This is a genomic window from Campylobacter sp. BCW_4321, from assembly GCF_001763075.1.
Classification (GTDB): domain Bacteria; phylum Campylobacterota; class Campylobacteria; order Campylobacterales; family Campylobacteraceae; genus Campylobacter_D; species Campylobacter_D jejuni.
Genome location: NZ_MJYA01000009.1, coordinates 93311 through 114513, shown reverse-complemented (window position 1 = coordinate 114513; position 21203 = coordinate 93311). Strand labels below are relative to the sequence as shown.

19 protein-coding genes and 1 other RNA gene are annotated in these 21203 nt (G+C 30.3%); 4 read left to right on the top strand and 16 right to left on the bottom strand.

Annotated elements, in window-relative coordinates:
- Positions 1–277 precede the first annotated feature (277 nt).
- Positions 278–1654, bottom strand: coding sequence for a replicative DNA helicase (locus AJN58_RS02330; RefSeq protein ID WP_070233435.1), 1377 nt, complete (start codon positions 1652–1654; stop codon positions 278–280).
- A gap of 139 nt (positions 1655–1793) precedes the next feature.
- Between AJN58_RS02330 and AJN58_RS02325 the strand changes: the two genes are divergently transcribed.
- The gene (locus AJN58_RS02325; RefSeq protein ID WP_070233434.1) at positions 1794–2723 is read left to right on the top strand and encodes a DUF2860 family protein; all 930 of its coding nucleotides are present in this window, start codon (positions 1794–1796) and stop codon (positions 2721–2723) included.
- A gap of 48 nt (positions 2724–2771) precedes the next feature.
- Here AJN58_RS02325 and AJN58_RS02320 read toward each other — a convergent pair whose 3' ends face one another.
- A complete protein-coding gene (locus tag AJN58_RS02320; RefSeq protein ID WP_070233433.1) occupies positions 2772–4100 on the bottom strand; it encodes an MATE family efflux transporter in 1329 nt (442 codons plus the stop codon).
- A gap of 206 nt (positions 4101–4306) precedes the next feature.
- A complete protein-coding gene (locus AJN58_RS02315; protein WP_070286330.1) occupies positions 4307–5242 on the bottom strand; it encodes an NAD(P)-binding domain-containing protein in 936 nt (311 codons plus the stop codon).
- A gap of 70 nt (positions 5243–5312) precedes the next feature.
- Between AJN58_RS02315 and AJN58_RS02310 the strand changes: the two genes are divergently transcribed.
- Positions 5313–6545, top strand: a complete 1233-nt coding sequence (locus AJN58_RS02310) for a glutamate-5-semialdehyde dehydrogenase (RefSeq protein ID WP_070233431.1) — start codon at positions 5313–5315, stop codon at positions 6543–6545.
- Complete coding sequence (locus AJN58_RS02305) at positions 6542–7627, top strand: FUSC family protein (RefSeq protein ID WP_070233430.1); 1086 nt, start codon at positions 6542–6544, stop codon at positions 7625–7627. Before AJN58_RS02310 ends, AJN58_RS02305 begins: the two co-directional genes overlap by 4 nt.
- Here AJN58_RS02305 and AJN58_RS02300 read toward each other — a convergent pair.
- From AJN58_RS02300 to efp, 3 genes are all read right to left on the bottom strand, one after another.
- Positions 7624–8421, bottom strand: coding sequence for an amidohydrolase family protein (locus AJN58_RS02300; RefSeq protein WP_070233429.1), 798 nt, complete (start codon positions 8419–8421; stop codon positions 7624–7626). The genes AJN58_RS02305 and AJN58_RS02300 overlap by 4 nt on opposite strands.
- Positions 8422–8431: 10 nt before the next feature.
- Positions 8432–9724: an SLC13 family permease gene (locus tag AJN58_RS02295; protein ID WP_079860127.1), complete on the bottom strand. Its 1293-nt coding sequence runs from the start codon at positions 9722–9724 to the stop codon at positions 8432–8434.
- 368 nt (positions 9725–10092) lie between these two features.
- Entirely contained in the window at positions 10093–10662 is a 570-nt protein-coding gene (gene efp / locus AJN58_RS02290; protein WP_002855210.1) for an elongation factor P, read from the bottom strand.
- 114 nt (positions 10663–10776) lie between these two features.
- Here efp and rnpB point away from each other — a divergent pair.
- An RNA gene (rnpB, locus tag AJN58_RS02285) (RNase P RNA component class A) lies at positions 10777–11097 on the top strand.
- Here rnpB and AJN58_RS02280 read toward each other — a convergent pair.
- The 10 genes from AJN58_RS02280 to AJN58_RS02235 all read right to left on the bottom strand — a co-directional run bounded on the left by AJN58_RS02280 (position 11094) and on the right by AJN58_RS02235 (position 21203).
- Positions 11094–11369, bottom strand: a complete 276-nt coding sequence (locus tag AJN58_RS02280; RefSeq protein WP_070233427.1) for a hypothetical protein — start codon at positions 11367–11369, stop codon at positions 11094–11096. The genes rnpB and AJN58_RS02280 overlap by 4 nt on opposite strands.
- Positions 11350–11736: a flagellar export chaperone FliS gene (gene fliS, locus AJN58_RS02275; protein WP_070233426.1), complete on the bottom strand. Its 387-nt coding sequence runs from the start codon at positions 11734–11736 to the stop codon at positions 11350–11352. Before fliS ends, AJN58_RS02280 begins: the two co-directional genes overlap by 20 nt.
- Before the next feature lie 11 nt (positions 11737–11747).
- Positions 11748–13691, bottom strand: coding sequence for a flagellar filament capping protein FliD (gene fliD / locus AJN58_RS02270; protein WP_070233425.1), 1944 nt, complete (start codon positions 13689–13691; stop codon positions 11748–11750).
- 2 nt (positions 13692–13693) lie between these two features.
- Positions 13694–14059 carry a FlaG family protein gene (locus AJN58_RS02265; RefSeq protein ID WP_070233424.1) on the bottom strand — a complete coding sequence of 122 codons (366 nt, stop codon included), beginning with the start codon at positions 14057–14059 and terminating at the stop codon, positions 13694–13696.
- A gap of 154 nt (positions 14060–14213) precedes the next feature.
- The gene (locus AJN58_RS02260; RefSeq protein ID WP_070233423.1) at positions 14214–16016 is read right to left on the bottom strand and encodes a menaquinone biosynthesis decarboxylase; all 1803 of its coding nucleotides are present in this window, start codon (positions 16014–16016) and stop codon (positions 14214–14216) included.
- Positions 16013–16936, bottom strand: coding sequence for a hydroxymethylbilane synthase (gene hemC, locus AJN58_RS02255; RefSeq protein ID WP_070233422.1), 924 nt, complete (start codon positions 16934–16936; stop codon positions 16013–16015). Before hemC ends, AJN58_RS02260 begins: the two co-directional genes overlap by 4 nt.
- A complete protein-coding gene (gene fxsA, locus AJN58_RS02250; RefSeq protein WP_070233421.1) occupies positions 16933–17322 on the bottom strand; it encodes an FxsA family membrane protein in 390 nt (129 codons plus the stop codon). The genes hemC and fxsA overlap by 4 nt, the downstream gene beginning before the upstream one ends.
- Positions 17319–19028, bottom strand: coding sequence for a proline--tRNA ligase (locus AJN58_RS02245; protein WP_079860126.1), 1710 nt, complete (start codon positions 19026–19028; stop codon positions 17319–17321). The genes fxsA and AJN58_RS02245 overlap by 4 nt, the downstream gene beginning before the upstream one ends.
- Positions 19012–20310, bottom strand: coding sequence for a glutamyl-tRNA reductase (hemA, locus tag AJN58_RS02240; RefSeq protein WP_053872533.1), 1299 nt, complete (start codon positions 20308–20310; stop codon positions 19012–19014). Before hemA ends, AJN58_RS02245 begins: the two co-directional genes overlap by 17 nt.
- Positions 20310–21203 (bottom strand): hexaprenyl-diphosphate synthase, encoded by an 894-nt coding sequence (locus tag AJN58_RS02235; RefSeq protein ID WP_070233420.1) that lies wholly within the window; start codon positions 21201–21203, stop codon positions 20310–20312. Before AJN58_RS02235 ends, hemA begins: the two co-directional genes overlap by 1 nt.

Sequence of the window (21203 nt, the reverse complement as noted above, 5' to 3'; positions counted from 1 at the left end):
TTTACTCAAATATTTTTCTCCTTCCTTATTTAAAATGATTTATTTTGAAATTAATTTCATATTTTTTATTTTTTAATAATAATATAAAATATAAAAATAAAATAGCGGAATAATAAAATATTTAAACTTAAAGTATAATTAAATACTGATTATTATATAATTATAAAATTTCAATTTAAATTTTATTTTATATAAAAAATTGATTTAATGAGAGTAAAATTAATTAAATATTGAAATTATCTGTGAAATATTTTTAATTAATTTATATTAATTAAAGCTAGCCTGTAAATTCAGTAGCTTCATAGCCCATAGGCCTATCTACAAAACAAGATTTTTCTTTTAAAAATATAACCTCTATAGTTCCGACCGGTCCATTTCTATTTTTTCCAACAATAATTTCAGCATTTTCTTGCATAGCATTGGGTATAAAAATTCTTTGATAAGCTTTGCCTTCGGCTTTAGCTTTATTCTCTCTTTCTTTTTCTTCTTGCTCCCTATAAACCTCATCGCGATATACAAACAAAATAGCATCCGCATCTTGCTCTATAGCTCCACTTTCTCGCAAATCACTCATCAAAGGACGCTTATTTGCTCTTTGCTCTAAGCCACGATTAAGTTGTGAAAGTGCGATAATCGGCATATCAAGCTCCCTAGCCAAAAGCTTAAGTCCTCTTGAAATTTCACTCACTTGCAAATGCCTATCATTAAAATTTGAATTACTCATCATAAGCCCTATATAGTCAATCACACAAAGTCCTATACTTTCATCTTGAGATTTTAAACGCCTTAAAATAGCCCTTACATCAGCGATAGTTGCATAACCACTGTCATAAATATATAATTTCTTTTGACTATAATCATTACAAGCATCTCCTAAACGCTCCCATTCATCATCGTTTAAATCTGCGGTTAAAATTCTTTGTAAAGGGATAGAAGTTTTTGAAGAAAGCATTCTTTGCATGATTTGAGTTGCGGGCATTTCAAGAGAAAACAAAGCCACACCTTTATTTTGTCTTAAAACTTTATCAATGAAATTTAAACAAAGGGTTGTTTTTCCCATACCTGGGCGTGCAGCGATTATTATAAGCTCACCCCCTTTAAAACCTTTTGTCATTTTATTTAGACCCTCAAAGCCTGTATCAAGCCCTATGATATTTTTATTTTCTAAAGTTTTTTGCTTTTTAAATTCTTCAAAGAGTTCTGATATTATTATATTAACATCTTTAATATCTCTAAAATTTACACGATTTGTAATGCTAAAAATTTCTTTACCAATTTCATCTGCGATTTCACTTACGGCACGATTTTCATTAATACGAGCTGGTAAAAGATGTGCAAAACTCAAAAGTTGTCTTTTGATGGACTTTTCGCGAAGTTCATTTACATAAGCAGGCAAATCTATCATAGAAGGAGTGGCAAGAATTTCTGCTAAAATCTCTTCATCTATTTTTTTATGTTTTTTTAAAAAACTTATAGAAATAGGCTCTTTGTTGTTGCTACAAGCTATAATTGCTTTAAAAATATCTTCATGAGCTTTAAGACTAAAATCTTTCGGACTGATATCGCCTGCTATACTAGCGTAAGCTTCTTCACTCATAATGCAACTGCTTAAAATAGCTCGCTCTAAATCCAAGTCATAATACTCTTGTTGCACTAAATTTCCTTATAAATATAAATAGTTTTAAAAATTTTATCTAAAAAAACTTAAAATTATAAACTTTAATTTTTTATAAATATTTAATGTAATATTAGTTACAATTATAATCACAACATTTATTTTATTAGGAGAACACTTGAAAAAACATTTATTTTCATGTATTTTAGCTTCCATTTTAGCCCAGTCAGCTATGGCTGTAGATTTTCAAGAAGGTTTTAGTGGAAATTTAAGCATAGGTGTAGGTGCAAGAGATATTAAAAGCAATATTTCAACTTTAGCGGATAGTGATTACTTAGGTGGTTATGACGCTGATAATTCGGACTCTTCTTTTATTCCTTTTATCGGTGTAGAACTTTACTATGGTAACCTTATAGACAATGATAGAGTTTTTATCAAAAACTACAATGGAAGAGATGTCAGCGGTATAGCTTTAGGTTACGAAAAAGCTTATTTAGAGCGTTTTAGCACTTCTTTTTCTGTAATCTCTTCTTTAAGGGAAAAAGCTTATGCAAATCCTTATCAAATAGGTAATAGAGAAGAAACTGATGTTGATAGATATGGTTTTAAAATCTCTCAACTTTACGAAAGTGATTTAGGAAAATTTACAGCTTCATATTTATTTAGCAAAAACAAATATGATAAAGACGCAGTTGAGCACAGCTCTTTAAAAAGAGAGGGGTATTATCACGAGTTTGAATTAAATTACAATTATAGTTTGTTAAATTTAGGACTAAGCTATGATTATAATGATGCAGATGGAAAAGCTCAAAGTTACTCAAGATATGGTTTAAGCATGGGAGCAAATTTGGCTTTTGCTGATGACTATATTTTCACCCCAAATTTAAGTCTTAGCAGATATGAAGCAGTAGGAACAGATCCTATCTTCCACAAAAAACAAGACGGTAATATAGTTAAGCTTAATCTAAAAGTTGTTAAAAATCAATTTTTGGGCTATAACGGACTTTATGGTTTTGCAAATTATGGTATAGAAAAAAGAAATAGCGATATAGGATTTTATGATGAAACCTATCAAGTTGTTTTAACTGGAATAGGATATAAATTCTAAAAAATTATAAAAAAGCTCCTTTGATAAAATTTAAAAAAGATCTATCTCCTATAAAGATAGATCTTTAAAAATCCTTTTAAGAAAAATCCAAGCTAAAATCAAAACACAAAATTCAGCAAAAAATGGACTTAACCATACTCCATTTAAACCTATAAAGTAGGATAAAATCAAAAGAAAAAATAAAGGTATGAATAAATTTTGCATTAAACTTAAAACCAAAGAAAAGCTTGCCTTATTAAAAGCTGTCAAAAAAGAACCGCTTAGAACATTAAACCATGCAAAAAGATAATTAAAAGCAAAAAGCATCAAAGCTGTATAAGCAAAAGTTTTAAATTCTTGATCATTTTCTTTTGCAAAAAGTGCTATTAAATTTTCTCCAAATATCAATATAAATACTATAGAAAATAAAGATAAAATTCCCCCTGCAAAAAATACCACTTTTATAATAGCTTTAATCCTTAAAAAATCTTTTTTAGCATAATTATAACTAAGTGCAGGTTGCATCGCATCCCCCATAGCAATAATGAGCATTATAATAAAACTATCAATATATAAAATAATAGAAAAAGCTGCCACGGCTTGAGTGGTAGAAATTTTTAACAAAACAAAATTTGCAAAAATACTATATAAAGAACCCGAAACATTGCCAAAAAACTCGCTACTTCCATTATAAAGAATATTTTTAAAAATTCTCAAATTTATATATAAACTTGAAAATTTAAGCTCTAAATTTTGAAATAAAAAAGGAATAATTCCAAAAATACCACTTAAAACAATTCCTAAACAAGTTGCAAGGGCTACCGAAAACAAGCCCCAACCAAATACAACTATAAAAAGATAATCAAATATAATATTACTTAAAGCTATGATTATGTTCATAATCATACTATAGGTTGTTTTTCCACAAATTCTTAAATAATTATCCAAGGCAAAAGAAAGCATGGTAAAAGGTGCAAATAAAGCAAAAACAAACATACATTCTTTAGCCATGGTTTTAATCTCATCGCTAACATTTAGACAATCAATCAAAACAGGTCCTAAAAAATACTCCAAAATTCCAATAAAACAAGAGATTAGAAAAATAATCAATATACTAGAACTAAATATCTTTCTAGCTAAATTCTTCTTGCCTAAACCCAAATGCATAGAAATTTGCACTGCTGAACCTATAGCTATCATATCAGCCAAAGCAAAAGACATCATAATAAAGGGAATAATCAAGGCTAGTGCTGCTAAAGCATCACTTCCTAGATATTTTCCAACAAAAATTCCATCAACTATATAATAAAAAGAAATAAAGGCCATGCTTATGACATTTGGCACGGCACATTTTATAAAAAGCCTAAAAGGGCTTAAAGTGCTAAAAATATTTGACATACAAATCCTTTAAAATATTAAAATAAAATATTTTTAAAGACGCTAGTAGAGTGCTTGAAGTCCTAAAATATAGAAATTTAAACGATAAGTTCTTATTGTTGTTTTTGTATTAGTTTTATTTTGCATTTTCATAGATTTAAATTAAAATAACTAAGAATTATAAAATTTACTTATTAATAAGTCAAATTTAGCCCGAAGGCTAAAATTTAAAGCACGGAAAGAATTTTTACAGCGTCATTTAACCCTGTAACTATACTTGCTCCATTTTTAGTAGCAATATCTCCTGCTACAAAGATGCCTTTAACATTGCTTTGTTTGTTTTCATCCATTAAAGGCACGCCTTTATCATCAACATTAATCCCGCATTTTTGTAAAAAATCAAGTGGAGTAGAACCACCAATAGCATAAATGATTCTATCATAAATATCGCTTGTACCATCGGTAAAATTTACTTTAGCTTTGCCATTATCATCTTCTACTTCATTAATGTCAATTCCTAGTTTTAACTCTACTTTACCCGAATTTCCAGCTTCGTGAATATCTTTAAGATTTATATCATTTAATCTTGTAAATTCTTTTTTACGATAACAAAGGCTAACTTGATTTGAATTTGCCAAATCCACAGCGTATTCTGCTGCTGAATTTCCGCCACCTACAACAAGAATTTTTTCATTTCCCAAAACTGAATTGGCATTAAAATTAATGATTTTTGTTAAAGTCATAGGAAGTTTGTAATCAGGCTTATTAGGCTTACCCATTCTACCTATAGCAACGATGATGTTTTTACACTCATAAACGCCTTTAGCTGTGCTTACTAAAAAAACTCCATTTTCATTTTTAACGCTCTCAACTTCAGAGCCAAATTCAACTTCTATATTGTGTTCTTTTAATACGTTTTGAAAAGTTTCTATAGTACTTTCTTTGGTACCATCTTCAAAAGGAACATGTCCATGATTAGTTCCTTCGCATCCCTTATAAGCTTTATCTACTCTTTTGCCATCTTTATAAAATTGCATTAAAGTTTGGCAAATGTTATTTGATTTTTCCAGTATCAAAACTTCTTTGTTTTTAAGCTTAGCTTCAACCGCACAGCCTATGCCTGTTGGACCTGCACCTACTATAATTAAATCTATTTTTTTCATTTATATTTACCTTTCAATTCTGATTTTTTTTGTATAATTTATCAAGTTTTTTGTAAATAAAGGATTAAAAATGCGAAATTTGCTTGAAAATATTAAGAAAAATTCTCAAAAACTACTTAACTTAACACCTAAAGATAAAGAAAAAATTATTTTAAAATTAGCTCAAATTTTAAGAGAAAATTTCAAAATTATCCTAGAAGCAAATGAAAAAGATATAGCAAATTTCACAAAAAGTGGAGCAATAAAAGATAGGCTTTTGTTAGATGAAAAACGCATTTTAGCTCTTTGTGAAGGCCTAGAAAAAATCGCTTATATCGAAGATCCCATAGGCAAAATTTCTAAAGGCTGGAAAAATTATACAGGTTTGAGCATAAAAAAAATAAGCATTCCTTTGGGACTCATTTGTGTTATTTACGAAGCAAGGCCTAGTCTTAGTGCTGAAATTGTAGCTTTAATGATAAAAAGTTCTAATGCTTGTGTATTTAAAGGCGGAAGTGAAGCAAAATTTACAAATGAAGCTATATTTACTCTTGTTAGCAAAATACTTAAGGAATTTGGTTTGCAAGATTGTTTTGCTATGCTTACTCAAAGAGACGAGATCAAGCAAATTCTAACTTTTGATGATTTAATCGATGTGATCATACCTCGCGGTAGTTCAAATATGATACAAGAAATCGCAAACAATACCAAAATTCCTCTTATTAAGCAAGACAAGGGCTTGTGTCATGCTTTTGTAGATCAAAGCGCTAACTTAGATATGGCTTTAAAAATAATCCTTAATGCAAAGTGTCAAAGAGTAAGTGTTTGTAATGCTTTAGAAACGCTTTTAATACATGAACAAATTGCTAAAAATTGTATAAGTCTTTTAATCCCTGAATTTGAAAAATTTAAGGTAAAAATTCACGCCCATGAAAATGCTTTGGCTTATTTTAACAACTCAAATTTAGAAGTTTTTAAAGCAAATGAAAATACCTTTGATACAGAATGGCTTGATTTTGCTTTAAGTGTAAAATTAGTAAAAGATTGCGATGAAGCTATAGAGCATATCAATAAACACAGCTCCTTGCATTCTGAAACCATTATCTCAAATGATGCTTCAAATATCGCTAAATTTCAACGCCTTATAAACTCATCTTGTATTTATGCTAATGCTTCAACGCGTTTTAGCGATGGAGGAGAATTTGGCTTTGGTGGAGAAGTTGGAATTTCAACTAGCAAATTGCATGCAAGAGGTCCTATGGGGGTTGAAGATATTTGCACTTATAAATATATAATTAATGGAGAAGGACAAATTCGAGAGTGAATAAAATAGAAATACTAAAGCAGCACTTTAAAGAAATTGCTAAACTAAATTCAAGCGAACAAGTTTGGCAAATGCCTTTTTTTGCGGCTTTGGGTGTGGGTATAGTTTTAGGGTTTAGTGTATTTTTTGGAAAATTAAACTATGGACTCATTGCCATGATAGGAGCTTTATCTTTTTTATATGTTCCAAACACTCCTTTATATCATAGAATGGCTGTTGTGATGTGCTGTTCTTTTGGTATAGTTTCTAGTTTTTTCTTAGGAATTTTAACCCATTTTTTACCTTCAATTTTTGCCTTCATCCCTATAGGACTTGTGGCTATGGGAAGTTCTATTTTAGTTAGATATTATAACATTGGTGCACCTGGATATTTTTTCTTTGTATTTTCTTGTGTTTTAGGAGCTTATTCTCCTTTTGAAGCTAAGGATTTTATCTTTTTAGTGGGTCTTGTTTTTCTTGGGGCAATGGTAGCTAATTTAATGGCTTTGTTATATTCTATCGTTGTGATTTATGGATTTAAAAATGCTTTACCTGGCGAAATTCCACCTAGAGAATACATAGGTTTTGATGCAGTTTTTGTGGATTCTTTGATTATGGGTTCTTTTGTAGCTTTTTCTATATTTTTAGGAACTTTTTTAGAACTTGAAAGAAGTTATTGGATAGCCATTTCTTGCACAGCTATTATGCAAGGTGTAACTTTAAACTCTATATGGATTAAACAAATTCAACGCATCATAGGAACGGCCTTAGGAGTATGTTTTGCATGGTGGCTTTTATCTAAACAATTTCACAATATAGAGCTTATTTTACTTATGATGTCTTTGTTTTTTATAGGACAATTTTTAGTCAATCGAAACTATGCTTTAGCTATGATTTTTTTTACTCCTTATGCTACTTATCTTTCAGAAGCAGCTAATTTTATGAGTGAAAATGCAAATACATTAATACTCACTCGTTTAGTTGATGTCGTAATAGGAAGCATTTTAGGACTTTTGGGTGGTTTTGTAATTTATAAACCTTATCTAAGAATATATTTTGAACGCATTGCAAAATACATCTTTAGGATAAAACGAAAAGCTTAAAAGTCAAATAAAACACAAGCATTATCCCCTAAAATTTGCTCTTGTTCTTTTTTAGATACAACAATTTCATTAAAAGCTGCTAGAGCCGATGAAAAATTAACATTTGCTTCAAAATTTGTATGCGGCCAATCACTTCCAAAAACAAAATTGCTAAGTGGAAAATGTTCTTTTAAAATTTCATATATTTTCTTTGCAAATTTTACAGCTTGTTCATTATTAACATAGTCTATTTTTGCTCTATAAAAACCGCTAATTTTAAAAAATATTCTAGAGTTTTTTAAGTAAATTAAATCCTCTAAATTTGTTAAGCTTGCATTAGCTCTTGCTAAATGATCGATAACAATATTACAACCATAAGGAATTAAATTTTTAACAATATCAACAAGATTATTATCCAAATCTCTTTGAATTTCTATTTGCATTTTAAGCTTACTTAAATTTTCAAAAAATTGAGTCCAAACCGTACTTTTAAAATTTGGCAATTCTTTGCCAATTAAATTTAATCTAACTCCACAAGCTTTTCTTTCTTTTAGTTTTTGAAGCTCATCAAATTTAATACCTTCATCAACCACAACTATAGCTTTTATATTTTCATCTTTTTCGATACTCTGAAGCAAAAATTCATTATCAACACCTAAAAAACTTGGCTGAACTAAAATCCCTTTATCAAAATCATAATGATCTAAATTTGCTTTATAATCTTTAAAACTAGCGTCATAATCAGGCTTATATCTTGCATTTGCAACCGTATTTAAATTTTTCAAAAATATATGTGCATGAGTATCAATCTTCATTAAATTATCCTTATAAAATAAAACTCATTATAATAGTAGCTAAAATCGCCGCCATAAATCCTATTGGCACAGCTTTAATAAGTAAATCTTTAAATAATTTTTCCTTATATTTATCAGGACAAGATCCTAAAATTAAACTTCCTCCAGAAGAAAAAGGAGAAATAGCAGAAGCTTGGGCCCCTACAACAATACAAGAAAAAAGCAATGCCTCGCTTAATCCACTGCTTGCAGCGATGCTTGGAACTATAGGAAAAAGTGCTGGAGTAACCACACCCAAAGTACTTGAAAAAAGCGACATAAAAGCTGCAATAGCACACATTATTAACGGAATAAAAATCACATTGATCTCATTTTCTACAAGATCTGAAAATAATTTTATAGCTCCCGCTTCAACCGCTATACTAATTAACATCCCTACTCCACAAATCATTATCAAGGTTCCCCAAGGAATTAAAGCAACAACTTGTTTCTCATCGGCTAATTTTAAAAATAAAGCAATGGCAACAAAAATCATGGCTATCATAGCTATATCTATTTTTTTATTAAAATAACTAATTATCTCATTATGCGGAAAAATAATATTTAGCACAGGAAAGATTAAAACAACAATAATCATCATAAACATGAGAATTAAAGTAGTTTTTTGTTTATAATCAAATGGATCAGGTTTTGAAATAACACTGGTTTGCATCTTATTTTTAAAAGCATTAAACACAAAAAAAGATAATACCACAATAGGTAAAATTATAGTAAAAGCAAAAATAATACTAGAATTTATAAAAGCTTCATTTGCTTCAATTCCTGAATTTTGCATCAATCCTCGAAAAATAATCCCACTTTGAGAAGTCATAAAATTTGCTCCTCCTAAAGCACCATAGTTTATGGCCATAGCTCCGGCAATTTTACTTAAACCGATTTTATCGCAAAGCAAAAAAGTAAGGGGTGCCATAAAAGCCAAAACCGTATAAAAACCCGCTCCTAAAGCAGCTATAATAGCACTAACCACAAAAATAACAAAAGGAAGTAAATAAGGATGATTAGCAAAACGATACATTAAATGTCCAGCTAATTTTTCAAGAGTTCCATTTACGGTTGCAAAATTATAAAACAATGAAACAGCAAAAATAACAAAAAATATAGAAATAGGCCAAAAAGCTATGATTTTTTTAGGAGCTAAATCCATAAAAAAGGCTCCTATAATATAAGCAAAAATCATAGCAAAAATTCCAACATTATGTCTAGTAATATAGCCTAAAATGATGGCTACTATAATACTAGAGATGATTAAAAAAACCATTATCATCCTTTAAAATATTATAGGGCTTATGATATCAAAAAATATATTTTTCAAAGCATAAAAACAAAATCTAAAATTTAAAAAATATCTATTTAGTAACAAATTTACTCATCTTATAAAATATTTTACAGAATATCTTGAATTATAACAAGCAAAAACCCTTTTTAGGCAAAAAAACAATACTATAATCCCATCTAAAAATATTTGAAAATAGAAAGAATATTCTCATAAGCTCATCTTTATAATATAGAATTAAAACACTACAGAAAAGTCAAGTTTAAAAATTTGAAAAATACCTTGAAGAATAAAATAAAGAAAATAAAAAATTATATAAATTTAAAAAGCTTTGGAATACTCCAAAAGCTTTTTTTGTATTATTTGTTCGCTCTTTCTATATACTCACCACGCACAGTATCAACGCGTATAACTTCACCTTCTAACACATGAAAAGGAATTTGAACTACCGCACCTGTTTCTAATGTAGCTGGTTTTTTATTTGATCCTTGAGTATCACCTTTAAAATTTGGAGCCGTTTCGATGATTTTGAGTTCAACAACTTGTGGAACTTCTACGCCGATAGCTTTACCATTGTGGAAAAGCACATCTACCATCATACCATCAAGCATCCATTTTTTTGCCTCACCCACATCATCATCACTTATAGCTACTTGTTCATATGTTTGTGTATCCATAAACTGGCAATTTTCACCATCATCATAAAGATACTGCATGGTTTTATCTTCTAGATTTGGAGCTTCGCATTTATCGCCTGCATGGAAAGTTTTTTCAAGCACTTTACCATCAATAAAAGATTTGATTTTAATGCGCACAAAAGCAGGACCTTTACCTGGTTTTACATGCTGATACTCAACTATTTTAAAAGGAATTCCATCGATTTCTATTTTAAGTCCCTTTTTTAAATCACCCATTGAATAAGATGCCATAAATTTCCTTTGTTAAAAAAATAAAAAATAATTCTATCAAATTTTGATTGATATCACAATAAAATTATTTTATTTGATAAAAAAATAAGTAAAATTACGCTAAAATTTAAATTTAAAGCATAGTAAATGCTCGCTTCTTTTTAGAAGAGGAAAGTCCGAGCTGCTAAAGACAAGCATTCCATCTAACAGATGGCTAGGGTAACCTAAGGGATAGTGCAACAGAAAGAAAACTACCACACAAGTGGAAAAGGTGAAACGGTGGGGTAAAAGCCTACCAGCGATTTTGGCAACAATTTCGGCTATGTAAACCCAATGTGCAGCAAGAAGGGATGGTTAGCGTCTTTGTTTTGACCCTTCGCTTGATTTTGTTTGTAAAAACAAAACTAGATAAATGAGCATTCAAGACAGAACTCGGCTTATCGCTATGCTTTTTAAGATCTAACATAGGTCAAAGCTTTTTGAAATTTTTGAATTTCAACAGCCTTTGCTTTTTTCTTTTGCTCAATCAGTATAACAGCTTCTTGCAAAAGAGCTTGAATTTGATAAAATACATCATTCATATTTTCTTTTAAAAAGTCTTCTGAGGGTGATCTTTTAGCTAAATTTTTAATAAAAGCTTTCATATCAAGTTTATCAAGCAAATTTTCAAGCTTATTAATATCTTCTTGAATTAACGCGAGTTTAAAATCACTGAGCCACTGTTTCATTACTATGTACTTCTCTCCAAGCTTCTAGTAAACCTTTGGTTACATTTATAACTTCATTGATTCTCTCTTCGTTATTTTCTAAATTTGCCAAAGATAAAAGTTGAATTTCTCTTGTATAAAGCCCACTTAAATAATGCGCCACATCTCCACCTTTTTCATAATCTAAAGTATTAATAAGCTCTATAAAAATAGCTGTTGTTCTTTTTACAAAGTACACTCTTTGTTCTATGTCTTCGTTTCTTATCGCCACTTTAGCCCTTGCGCAAAAACGCAAAATTCCTTCATAAAGCATTTCGATAAGTTTTTGCGGAGATTCTATCCCCGCTTGATTTTGAGAATAAGCATTATAAGCTAAACTATTTTGCATCTTTTTTATCCTTAATTATTAGAATTATTTGCTGCATTGATCATATTAGTCACAGTTGTTAATTGCTGATTAAGTTTATTTAAGATGCTCTCATATTGCAACCATTGATTTGCCATTGTATCATACCTTGTATCAATCAAAGTTTGAGTTGATTCTTTAGTTTGAGTTAAAGACTTAGTATCATTCGTTAAACTCTCATCGTATTTTGTTAAAGAACCATTTGTACCAGTTATGCCTTGCAAAGTTGTTTTAAGCTGAGCAAAAACACCCACACCTTCAACTGCCTCAGCGGCAATGCTCGTTTGACTTAAACCAAATTGTTTAAGAAATTCGCTATCTCCTTTTATGGCAAAATCAGAACTTCCATCGGTCTTAAAATTAAGCTTATATCCTTTTTCTCCATCTTTTTCATAAGTTTCAACTTTAACTGTTAAACCTTCAATACCTTTACTATTGATATGATTAGCCAAATTTTGAAGCATTTCTTGTTCTGTTTCACCTGTCAATTTAAAAGTGGTTCCATCGGCATTTTTAGATAAATCATAAGTTTCAAAATTTGTAACAATTTGAAATTTTCCAGATTCAAAACTTATACCTTTACCATCTTCTTTGCCTAAATAGTCTTTAAGACTATCTTCTTTAATTAAATCACCAGTATAGTTTATATCCTTGTATTGAGTAATGCCTGAAAAAAAGCTTTCAGTTAAATCAGGATTTTCTTTCATCTTACTTTCAAAAGTAGAAGAGTCAAAATTTAAAGTCCCTGAGTCAGTCATACTTAAACCATAGTCTTGTAAAGAAAGCATTACTTTAGTATTTACCTTATTACCATTATCATCTTCTACAGTACCATCAACCGATTGGGTTTTAAAAAGCACAGAAATGATACTAGATCGTATAGAATTTACCTCTGTCACACCTTGTAATGAACCCTTAGTTCCTGTTTCGCTGTTATAGTCTGTAGCGGCATTAAGATTTAACACTAAATCATTATAAGCATCGACCATATCTTGCATAGCTTTAGTAACGGACTCACTATCTTGCTGAACATCAAAATTAATTTCACCTGTTTTATTTAAAGTCAAAGTAATACCTACACCAAGATCGGTTATAGTATTGCTCGATCTTGTCATCTTGATACCATCCATGGTAAATTTAGCATCTTGAGCTTTTTGAATATGCAAAGGATTATCTTCGCTATCAACAATGCCAACACCTTTTTTACTTTTAGCAGGATCAAAATCTTCAGCTTTTAAAGCATCTTCATCGAGTTTCCAACCAAGACTTTCAAAAACACTTTTAGCATTTTCATCAACCTTATATTTACCATCAGAATCTTTTGCACCCGGATAAAAGCTTATAGCACTATCTTCACCTGTCTCTTTGCTCGTTAAGGTTAAGCGATAAGGTGCGTCTTTTTCTCCTGTATTTACCATCTTAGCTACAATTTCTCCACCCGTAGCAGTATTAATCTTATCAACTAAATCACTATAGGTTGTATTTTTATCTATAGTAACGCTGTATTCTTTTCCATTAGAAAAAAAAGTTAAATTTGTAGGTTCTTTTAAACTTGCATTGATAATTCCTGTATCATTTACCAAACCCTTGCTTTGATAAACATCTTTTTGGGCAAGTTGAGTTACATTGATATTCATGCTTTGCAAAGCAACACCTGAAGTCACACTAAGGCTTGCAGGAGGATTATCAGTGATACTTGCTATAACCTTTCTTTTTGCAAAAGCCGTAGAGTCTCCTAAAGACGATACAGCTGCTTGAAAAGCAGAAAGCTTTGTTTTAAGCTCAGTTAAATCTTTTTGTTTGGTTGTATTTTCCTCGATTTTTTTAGTATAAGGATCAATGCGAGCTTTTTGTTCAGCTTCTTTCAACTTATCTAAAGTATCTTGAGTTAAAACTCCAGAACCAAATCCTAAACTAGATAAACTACCAAATGCCATTTTTAACTCTCCTTATCAAATATCATTCCTATCACATCTCTAAAATACTCAGCTAGTCTCATAGCTTCTTCGCTAGGAATTTGACGAATTTCCCTTCCAGTACTTTTTTCAGTCACGCTAATATACATAGAATTAATTTTATCGCTATAACCAAAACGAACATTAGTATCTAAAGAATCCATTTGCTCATTTAGCTTTTTTGTAATATCAGCTAACTTTTCACTCACACCTTGTTGTTGTTCATCATCGCCTCCTTGGCTTTGACTTCTATCGGTTTGAATGTTTGAACTAGCCTGTGTCTCATTTGTTCTTTGACTAATGTTTGCCAAAGCTGTATCCATTTGCCCATTTGCCTTCGATATTTCCATTTTAAAATCCTTTTTAAAATTTCTTATTGCTAGTTAAAAGCTTATATCGACAAATTTATAAATTTATGAACACCTAGTAAAGAAAAATTTATTTTTCAATATAAAAAACAATAAGCAAAAACTGTGCCAAAATTTTAAAAAAATCTCAACTATCTTAAAAAATTTCAAATTTATTAAAAAGATCTGGATTGTTTTCTAAAATATTACGCAAGATTAAATCTTCTATCACGCTTTTAGTGCAATCTGTTTGCTTAGGCCAAGTTCTTAAATAACCCTCAGCTTCACCCTTAGCACTTGCATCCACTCCAAGTCTTTCTTCTTTGATAAAAATATCTCTTTTAGCATCAATATTATTTACCACACGCCAAACAAGCATATAAGGGTTTTCAAGCTTATTTTCGGTATCCAAAAATACTAAAATCCTAAAATGTTTTTTAAATTCTAAAAGTTTATTAAAACTTTGTTCGATTTTTTCTTTTTTATCAAGCAAAATGCAAACTATAGGACTTTTGCTTTCTTTATAAAATTGCTTTAAATTTAAAAGCTCTACCTTGGTTTTAAAAAGTTCTAACAATTTTTCATCTTCTAAAATTTCAAGCTCTTCTAGTTGTGTTTCCTTACAAGCATCAAGTCCTGCTTTACCCCCAAAACAAGAATTAGGCGAAGCATGATCTAATTGATCACAAATTCCTTCTGAAATTAAAATTTTCTTTGTATCAAAACGATTTAAAATATAAGGAATTAAAGCATCATAATCTTTCAAAGAAGGTGCATTTTTATCTACAAAAATTGCATGTTTAACAAAACTCATTTGCCCCACTCCCCAAAATGCATGCATAACTTGTTGCGCATGAGCGGGATATTTTGCATCAATTTTTGCCAAGATAAGATTATGAAAGACCCCATTTTCAGGCATATTATAATCAATTAAATCAGAAACTGAAGTTTGAAGCAAGGGTAAAAAAATTCTTTCGGTACCAAGCCCCATGATCTTATCTTCTAAAGGAGGCTTTCCTACAACCGTTGCTTGATAGATCGCGTCTTTTTTAGCATAAATTTTTTCCACTTTCATCACAGGAAAAAGTTCAGCAGGAGTGTAAAAACCCGTATGATCTCCAAAAGGACCTTCGATTTTAAACTCTTCTAAATCCACATAACCTTCAATAACTACATCGCTATCATAAGGTACAAAAATACCATTTTCACAAGGGGTAAGTTTTGCAGGAGTTTTTTTAATAAAACCATAAAGCAAAAGTTCAAAAATTCCCTTAGGTAAAGGTGCTTGAGAACACCAAATATAAAGTGGATCTCCACCTATAGCTATACTTACAGGCATTTTTTTAAAACCAGCATTTTTGTATTCGTGGTAAAAATTTGCCCCATCTTTATGAATTTGCCAATGCATTAAAAGTTCATTTTTATCACTCATTTGCAAACGATACATTCCAAGATTATTTTGAGTTTTATCTAAATTTTGCGTATAAACTTGCCCCATGGTGATAAATTTACCCGCATCATCTTCCCAAGTTCTAAGCACTGGAAGTTCTTCAAGAGAGTTTAAAATTTCATAATCATACAAGGCTTTATTTTTTTTCAGTCTTTTAGGAGGAACATTTTTAAAACTTAACAAATTCATAAAAAAATCCATTTTTGCTTTAAAACTCGTAGGAATATGAAGCTTGGTGAGTTTTGAAATTTCTTCAGCCACCTCTTCATAATCACGCCCAAAAGCTAAATTTAAAGCCTTTTCATTGCAAAAAGTATTCATCAAAACAGGAAATTTATATTGTTTATTTAATTTTTTATCTATAGGATTTTTAAACAATAAAGCCTTACCTTTTTCTCCTTTTTTAGCTTCTATATAGGCTAAATGAGCGATTTCAAGATCTACATCTACAGGCTCTTCAATTACCCTTAAAAGATCATTTTCTTTTAAAATTTGAATAAATTCTTTCATAGCATGCTCTCAGCTTTTTTTAAAAGTTCTTTAGCACCTTTAGCAATAAACTCCTTAGCCAAACTCTCTCCAAAACCTTTAAAATCATCTTTTTTAATCATTCTTTTATCTTTTAAAATTTCTCTTCCATCGGGTAGTCCAAGCACTGCACGCACACAAATTTCATCTCCTAAAAGCTCTGCGTTAATACCTATGGGAACTTGACAACCCCCTTCTAAAGTAGCAATAAATTCTCTTTCAATGCTTGTTTCAATCAAAGCATTTTCATCATTTAAACATTTTAAAAGTTCTAAAATTTTTTCATCATTTATACTTTCTATACCTAAAGCTCCTTGAGAGGCTGCAGGGATTAGTTCATCCTTGCTAAATTCATAAACAAAATTCACTTGCTTATCTAAGTTTAAGCGTTTAATTCCCGCCATTGCCAAAATAATCGCATCAAAATCATTATTTTTTAATTTCTCTATACGAGAATTAACATTACCGCGCAAAGAAATAATCTCTAAATCAGGTCTTAACAATAAAAGCTGCATTTTACGTCTAACACTAGTAGTGCCTATTTTTGCACCTTTTGGCAAAGAAAGAAAATCTTTATAATTTTGACTTAGCATGGCATCATTACTTTGCTCTCTTTTACTTACCGCTGCCAAAACTAAACCTTGAGGAAAAAAACTAGGCACATCTTTTAAACTATGCACCGCCAAATGTGCTTCTTTTCTTAGCATACTTTCTTCAAGTTCTTTTGTAAAAAGTCCTTTGCCGCCAATTTTTGCCAAAGGAGAATCCAGCAAAACATCGCCTTTTGTTTTAAAACCTTCTAAAAGCACTTCAATTTGATGTGTATTTTTTAAAATTTGGGCTACATGTTCACTTTGCCAAAGAGCTAATTGACTTTTTCTTGTTGCGATAATAAGCTTCATTTTCTATCCTCTATAATTTCAACATCAATGATTTCTTCATTAGAATTTTGATACTCTTGCTTAGTGTATTGATATTTTGATTTAGTCATTATTTTCAAAGCAATACCAAAGAAAAATACAAAAATTCCAAAAACGCTTGTAATAATCCCTGGAAAAACAAGTAAAAACCCTGCGATAACAAAAGAAAATTGTGTTAACATATCCTTTAAGCCACCCATTTGAAATTCAAGCATATTTTTCCAAAAAATTCCCAATAAAACCGCACCAAAAATCATACTCAAAAGTATGAAAAATAAAAAATTACCAAAACCAAAAAACACTATAAAAAGTATACTTGCAATAATTTCAAGTACAAATAAAGGGCTTAAACTTAATTTATAATTCATAACACTTTCTTTTTAAGAATTTCCATAAGTTCATCAGTTTTTATAAGCTCTTTTATCAAACCTTCTCTTTGGATAAGCTCTATTTCATTCTTTTCTAATCCTTTACCAATAACTAACGCATAAGGAAAACCCATAAGTTCAAAATCATTCATTTTAACCCCAAAACGCTCATTTCTATCATCAAGCAATACTTCTAATCCAAGATTGGTTAAATCCTCATAAAGCTTATTAGCAAATTCTAAAGCCTTTTCATCTTTGAGATTTGAAACAATAATTTCAAGCACAAAAGGAGCTAAAGTTTTATTCCAAATACATCCTTTTTCATCATGACTTGCTTCAATAGCTACAGCCAACAAGCGTGAAACACCTATGCCGTAACATCCCATATAAAAAGGTTGACTTTTGCCATTTTCATCTAAAAAATTTGCATTCATCGCTTTGGAATATTTTTGTCCTAGTTTAAAAATATGCCCTACTTCTATACCTTTGCTTTGTTTTAATTTTGCTCCACATTTAGCACAGCAATCCCCTTCTTTAACTTCAATCAAATCTTTAAAACGATCTTTGTTTAAATTTACAACATCAATGCCGATTAAATGATAATCTTTTTCATTCGCACCCATAATCATTTGTTTTTCGTTTTCAAGCTCAAAATCTATATAAAAATCTATATCTTTTAATCCCACAAAACCTATAAAACCAGCTACTAAACCAGCTTTTTCTAATTCTTCTTCGCTTGCATCGACTAGTTCAAGGGCATTGCAAGCATTTTGAGCCTTGATTTCTTGCAAATCATCACTTCCTCTTATAAAAAACACAACTAATTTGCTTTCATTTTCGTAAATAGCTTTTTTTACCACTGCTTTAATCGTATAAAAAGCATTGATTTTAAAAAATTGTGCTAAAGAATCTATAGTTTTAATATTTGGAGTGTGAAATTTACTTGCATAATTTGCTTCAGGACGCTCATCTTGACAAGTTTTTTTAGCTCTTTTTGCAGCTTCAACATTAGCTGCATAATCACAATTTTCACAAATTAAAATATCATCTTCCCCATTTTTTGCTAAAACCATAAATTCCTTAGAACCACTTCCACCAATAGCCCCACTATCAGCTTCAACTGCTCTAAAATCAAGTCCCATTCTTTGTAAAATTTGAGAATAAGTTTTATACATAAGCTCAAACTCACGCCCTAAATCTTCTTCATTAGCATGAAAACTGTATCCATCTTTCATTAAAAATTCACGACATCTTAAAAGCCCAAATCTAGGTCTTGCTTCATCACGAAATTTAAGTCCAATTTGATATAAATGCAAAGGAAGTTGTTTATAGCTTGTGATTTTGTTTTTTACCAAAGAAAGCATAGCTTCTTCATGTGTTGGACCTAAAACAAATTCATTTTCTTTTCTGTCTTTAAAACGCAGAAGTTCTTTTCCAAAAACATTATAACGCCCACTTTCTTGCCACAAACTTGCAGGAGTGATAAAACTAAGATTTACTTCTTGTGCTCCAGCCTTATCCATTTCTTCTTTAACTATATTTTTAATCTTGTCTAAAACTCTTTTTCCCAAAGGCAAGAAATTATAAAGTCCACTACCAATTTGTTCTACAAAACCTGCACGCGTTAAAAAAATATGACTAGGTAAACTCGCATCTTTTGGCGCTTCTTTTAAGCTTGGTGCATAAAATTTAGTAAATCTCATCATTATTCTCCATATCAAATTCACATTTATATTGATTTAAACCTTCAAGATTATTTTGCAAATCAAAAACATAACGCATAGCATTAATCACTGTATCGCTTTGCATTTTACCTTGTAAATGCTTCAAATTTACAGTAGGTGTGTGTAAAAAAGCCTTAAAAACTTGATGAATCAACTTTCTAGCCTCTTCTTTGTCGGATTTTTTCAAGTATCCTTTTTTTAACGCAATTTCAAGTTGTTTATCTGCATATTCTTTAGCTTGCAAGCGTATAGCTTTGATAATAGGCATCAAAGCCAAATCGTTTAAATATCTAAAAAATTCACTTGTTTCACGACCTATTATCCCATAAGCCATACGAGCTTCTTGTTCTCTTAGTGCTAAATTTTTTTGAACCACAATCTCAAGATCATCTACGGCAAAAACAGATATATTTTCATTTTCATTGATATCAATATCCCTTGGAACTGCAATATCAAAAAAATACCTTTTATAAGGAAGTTCTTCTATTAAAGCATTTGTAATAATAGCATTTGGTGCATTGGTAGCTGAGAAAAAAAACTCGTATTGATTTAAATATTTTTTTAAATTTTCTAAACTATCATATTCGCTTAAAACACCAAGTCTCTCGCACAAATCTTTGGCTTTTTGTAAATCACGATTTAAAATAATCACTTTAGCACCCGCAGCAATTAAATGTTTTGCTGCAAGTTCCCCCATCTCTCCAGCTCCAATAACAACAGCTTTTTTCTGTGTTAAATCTGCAAGTTCTTTTGCTTTTGCCACAGCAACACTGGACACAGAAATAGGATTTTTAGAAATTTGAGTTTCATTGCGTACCTTAGCAGCACATTTAAAAGCACTATGTACTGCTCGTGAAAGGTGCACTCCGCAAAAATTATTTTTTACGGCAAAAGCAAAGGCATCTTTTAATTGTCCTGCTATCTGAGTTTCTCCAACCACCAAACTATCCAAAGAACTTGCTACGGAAAAAAGATGATGGATTGCTCCACTATCTTCAAAAATATCAGCTTTTTCAAGTAAAATATCTTTATCCACATCACAAAGCAAAGCCAAAGATTTAACAATAAACTCCGCACAGGCCATTTTTACAAAAGCAACAATTTCAACACGATTGCAAGTACTTATAACCAAACATTCTTCAATATTTTCATGAGTGCTAATGATTTTTAAAAACTCACTTTTTTTAGCTTCATTGGAAAAGCTTAACTTTTCCCTTAAGGCAATATCTGTATTTTTATGAGTAAAAGATATACAATAATACATTAAAATTCCCTATCTATCATAGCTTTAATAATATCATTAAGCTTGTTATTATCATATTTTTCAATCGCTTTACTAGCCTTTTTTGCATAAGTTTTAGCTTCTAAAATAGCTTTTTCCAAAGCTTTTTGTTCTTCAAATTTAGTTTTTAGCCACTCTTTTTCATTTTTATTTAAATCTTTTTTAAATAAAGTCTGCAAATATATCCTATCTTGTTCTTGTAAATTTTCATAAAGATAAATATAAGGTAAGGTAGTCTTACCCTCTTTAAAATCATTCATAGCAGGTTTTCCAAGAATTTTTTCATCACTCTTAATATCTAAAATATCATCAATCATCTGAAAAGCGAGTCCTAAATTTTTTCCATATTCTGCAAAATCTTTTTCATATAATCCAGCCAAAATAGCTCCGCATCTCGCACTTGCTTCGATCAAAACAGCTGTTTTATTATAGATCATTTTCAAATAAGCTTCTTTATTGATATTAAATTTCTCTCCCAAATCAACATCCATAAGTTCGCCTATAGCAAGCTTTACAACAGCATCTGAAATAATACTTGCAAATCTAGTATCCATTTTGCTTAATTCATAAAAGGCTTTTGAATACAAAATATCGCCCAACATAAGAGCATTTTTTGTGCCAAATTCAGCATTAACAGATCTTGCTCCACGCCTTAATTCACTCTCATCGATAATATCATCATGCAACAAACTAGCAAGATGTATCAATTCTATAGCTGCGCAAATTTTAAAAGCAATCTCACTCTCATCTGCGATAGCTAATAATAATTTAGAGCGTAATTTCTTTCCTGATTTTACATTTGAAAGCATATTTAAAATAGGTTCATAGCCAAGTTCTTGTAAAAACTGTTTTATTAATTCATCTATTTTTTGCAC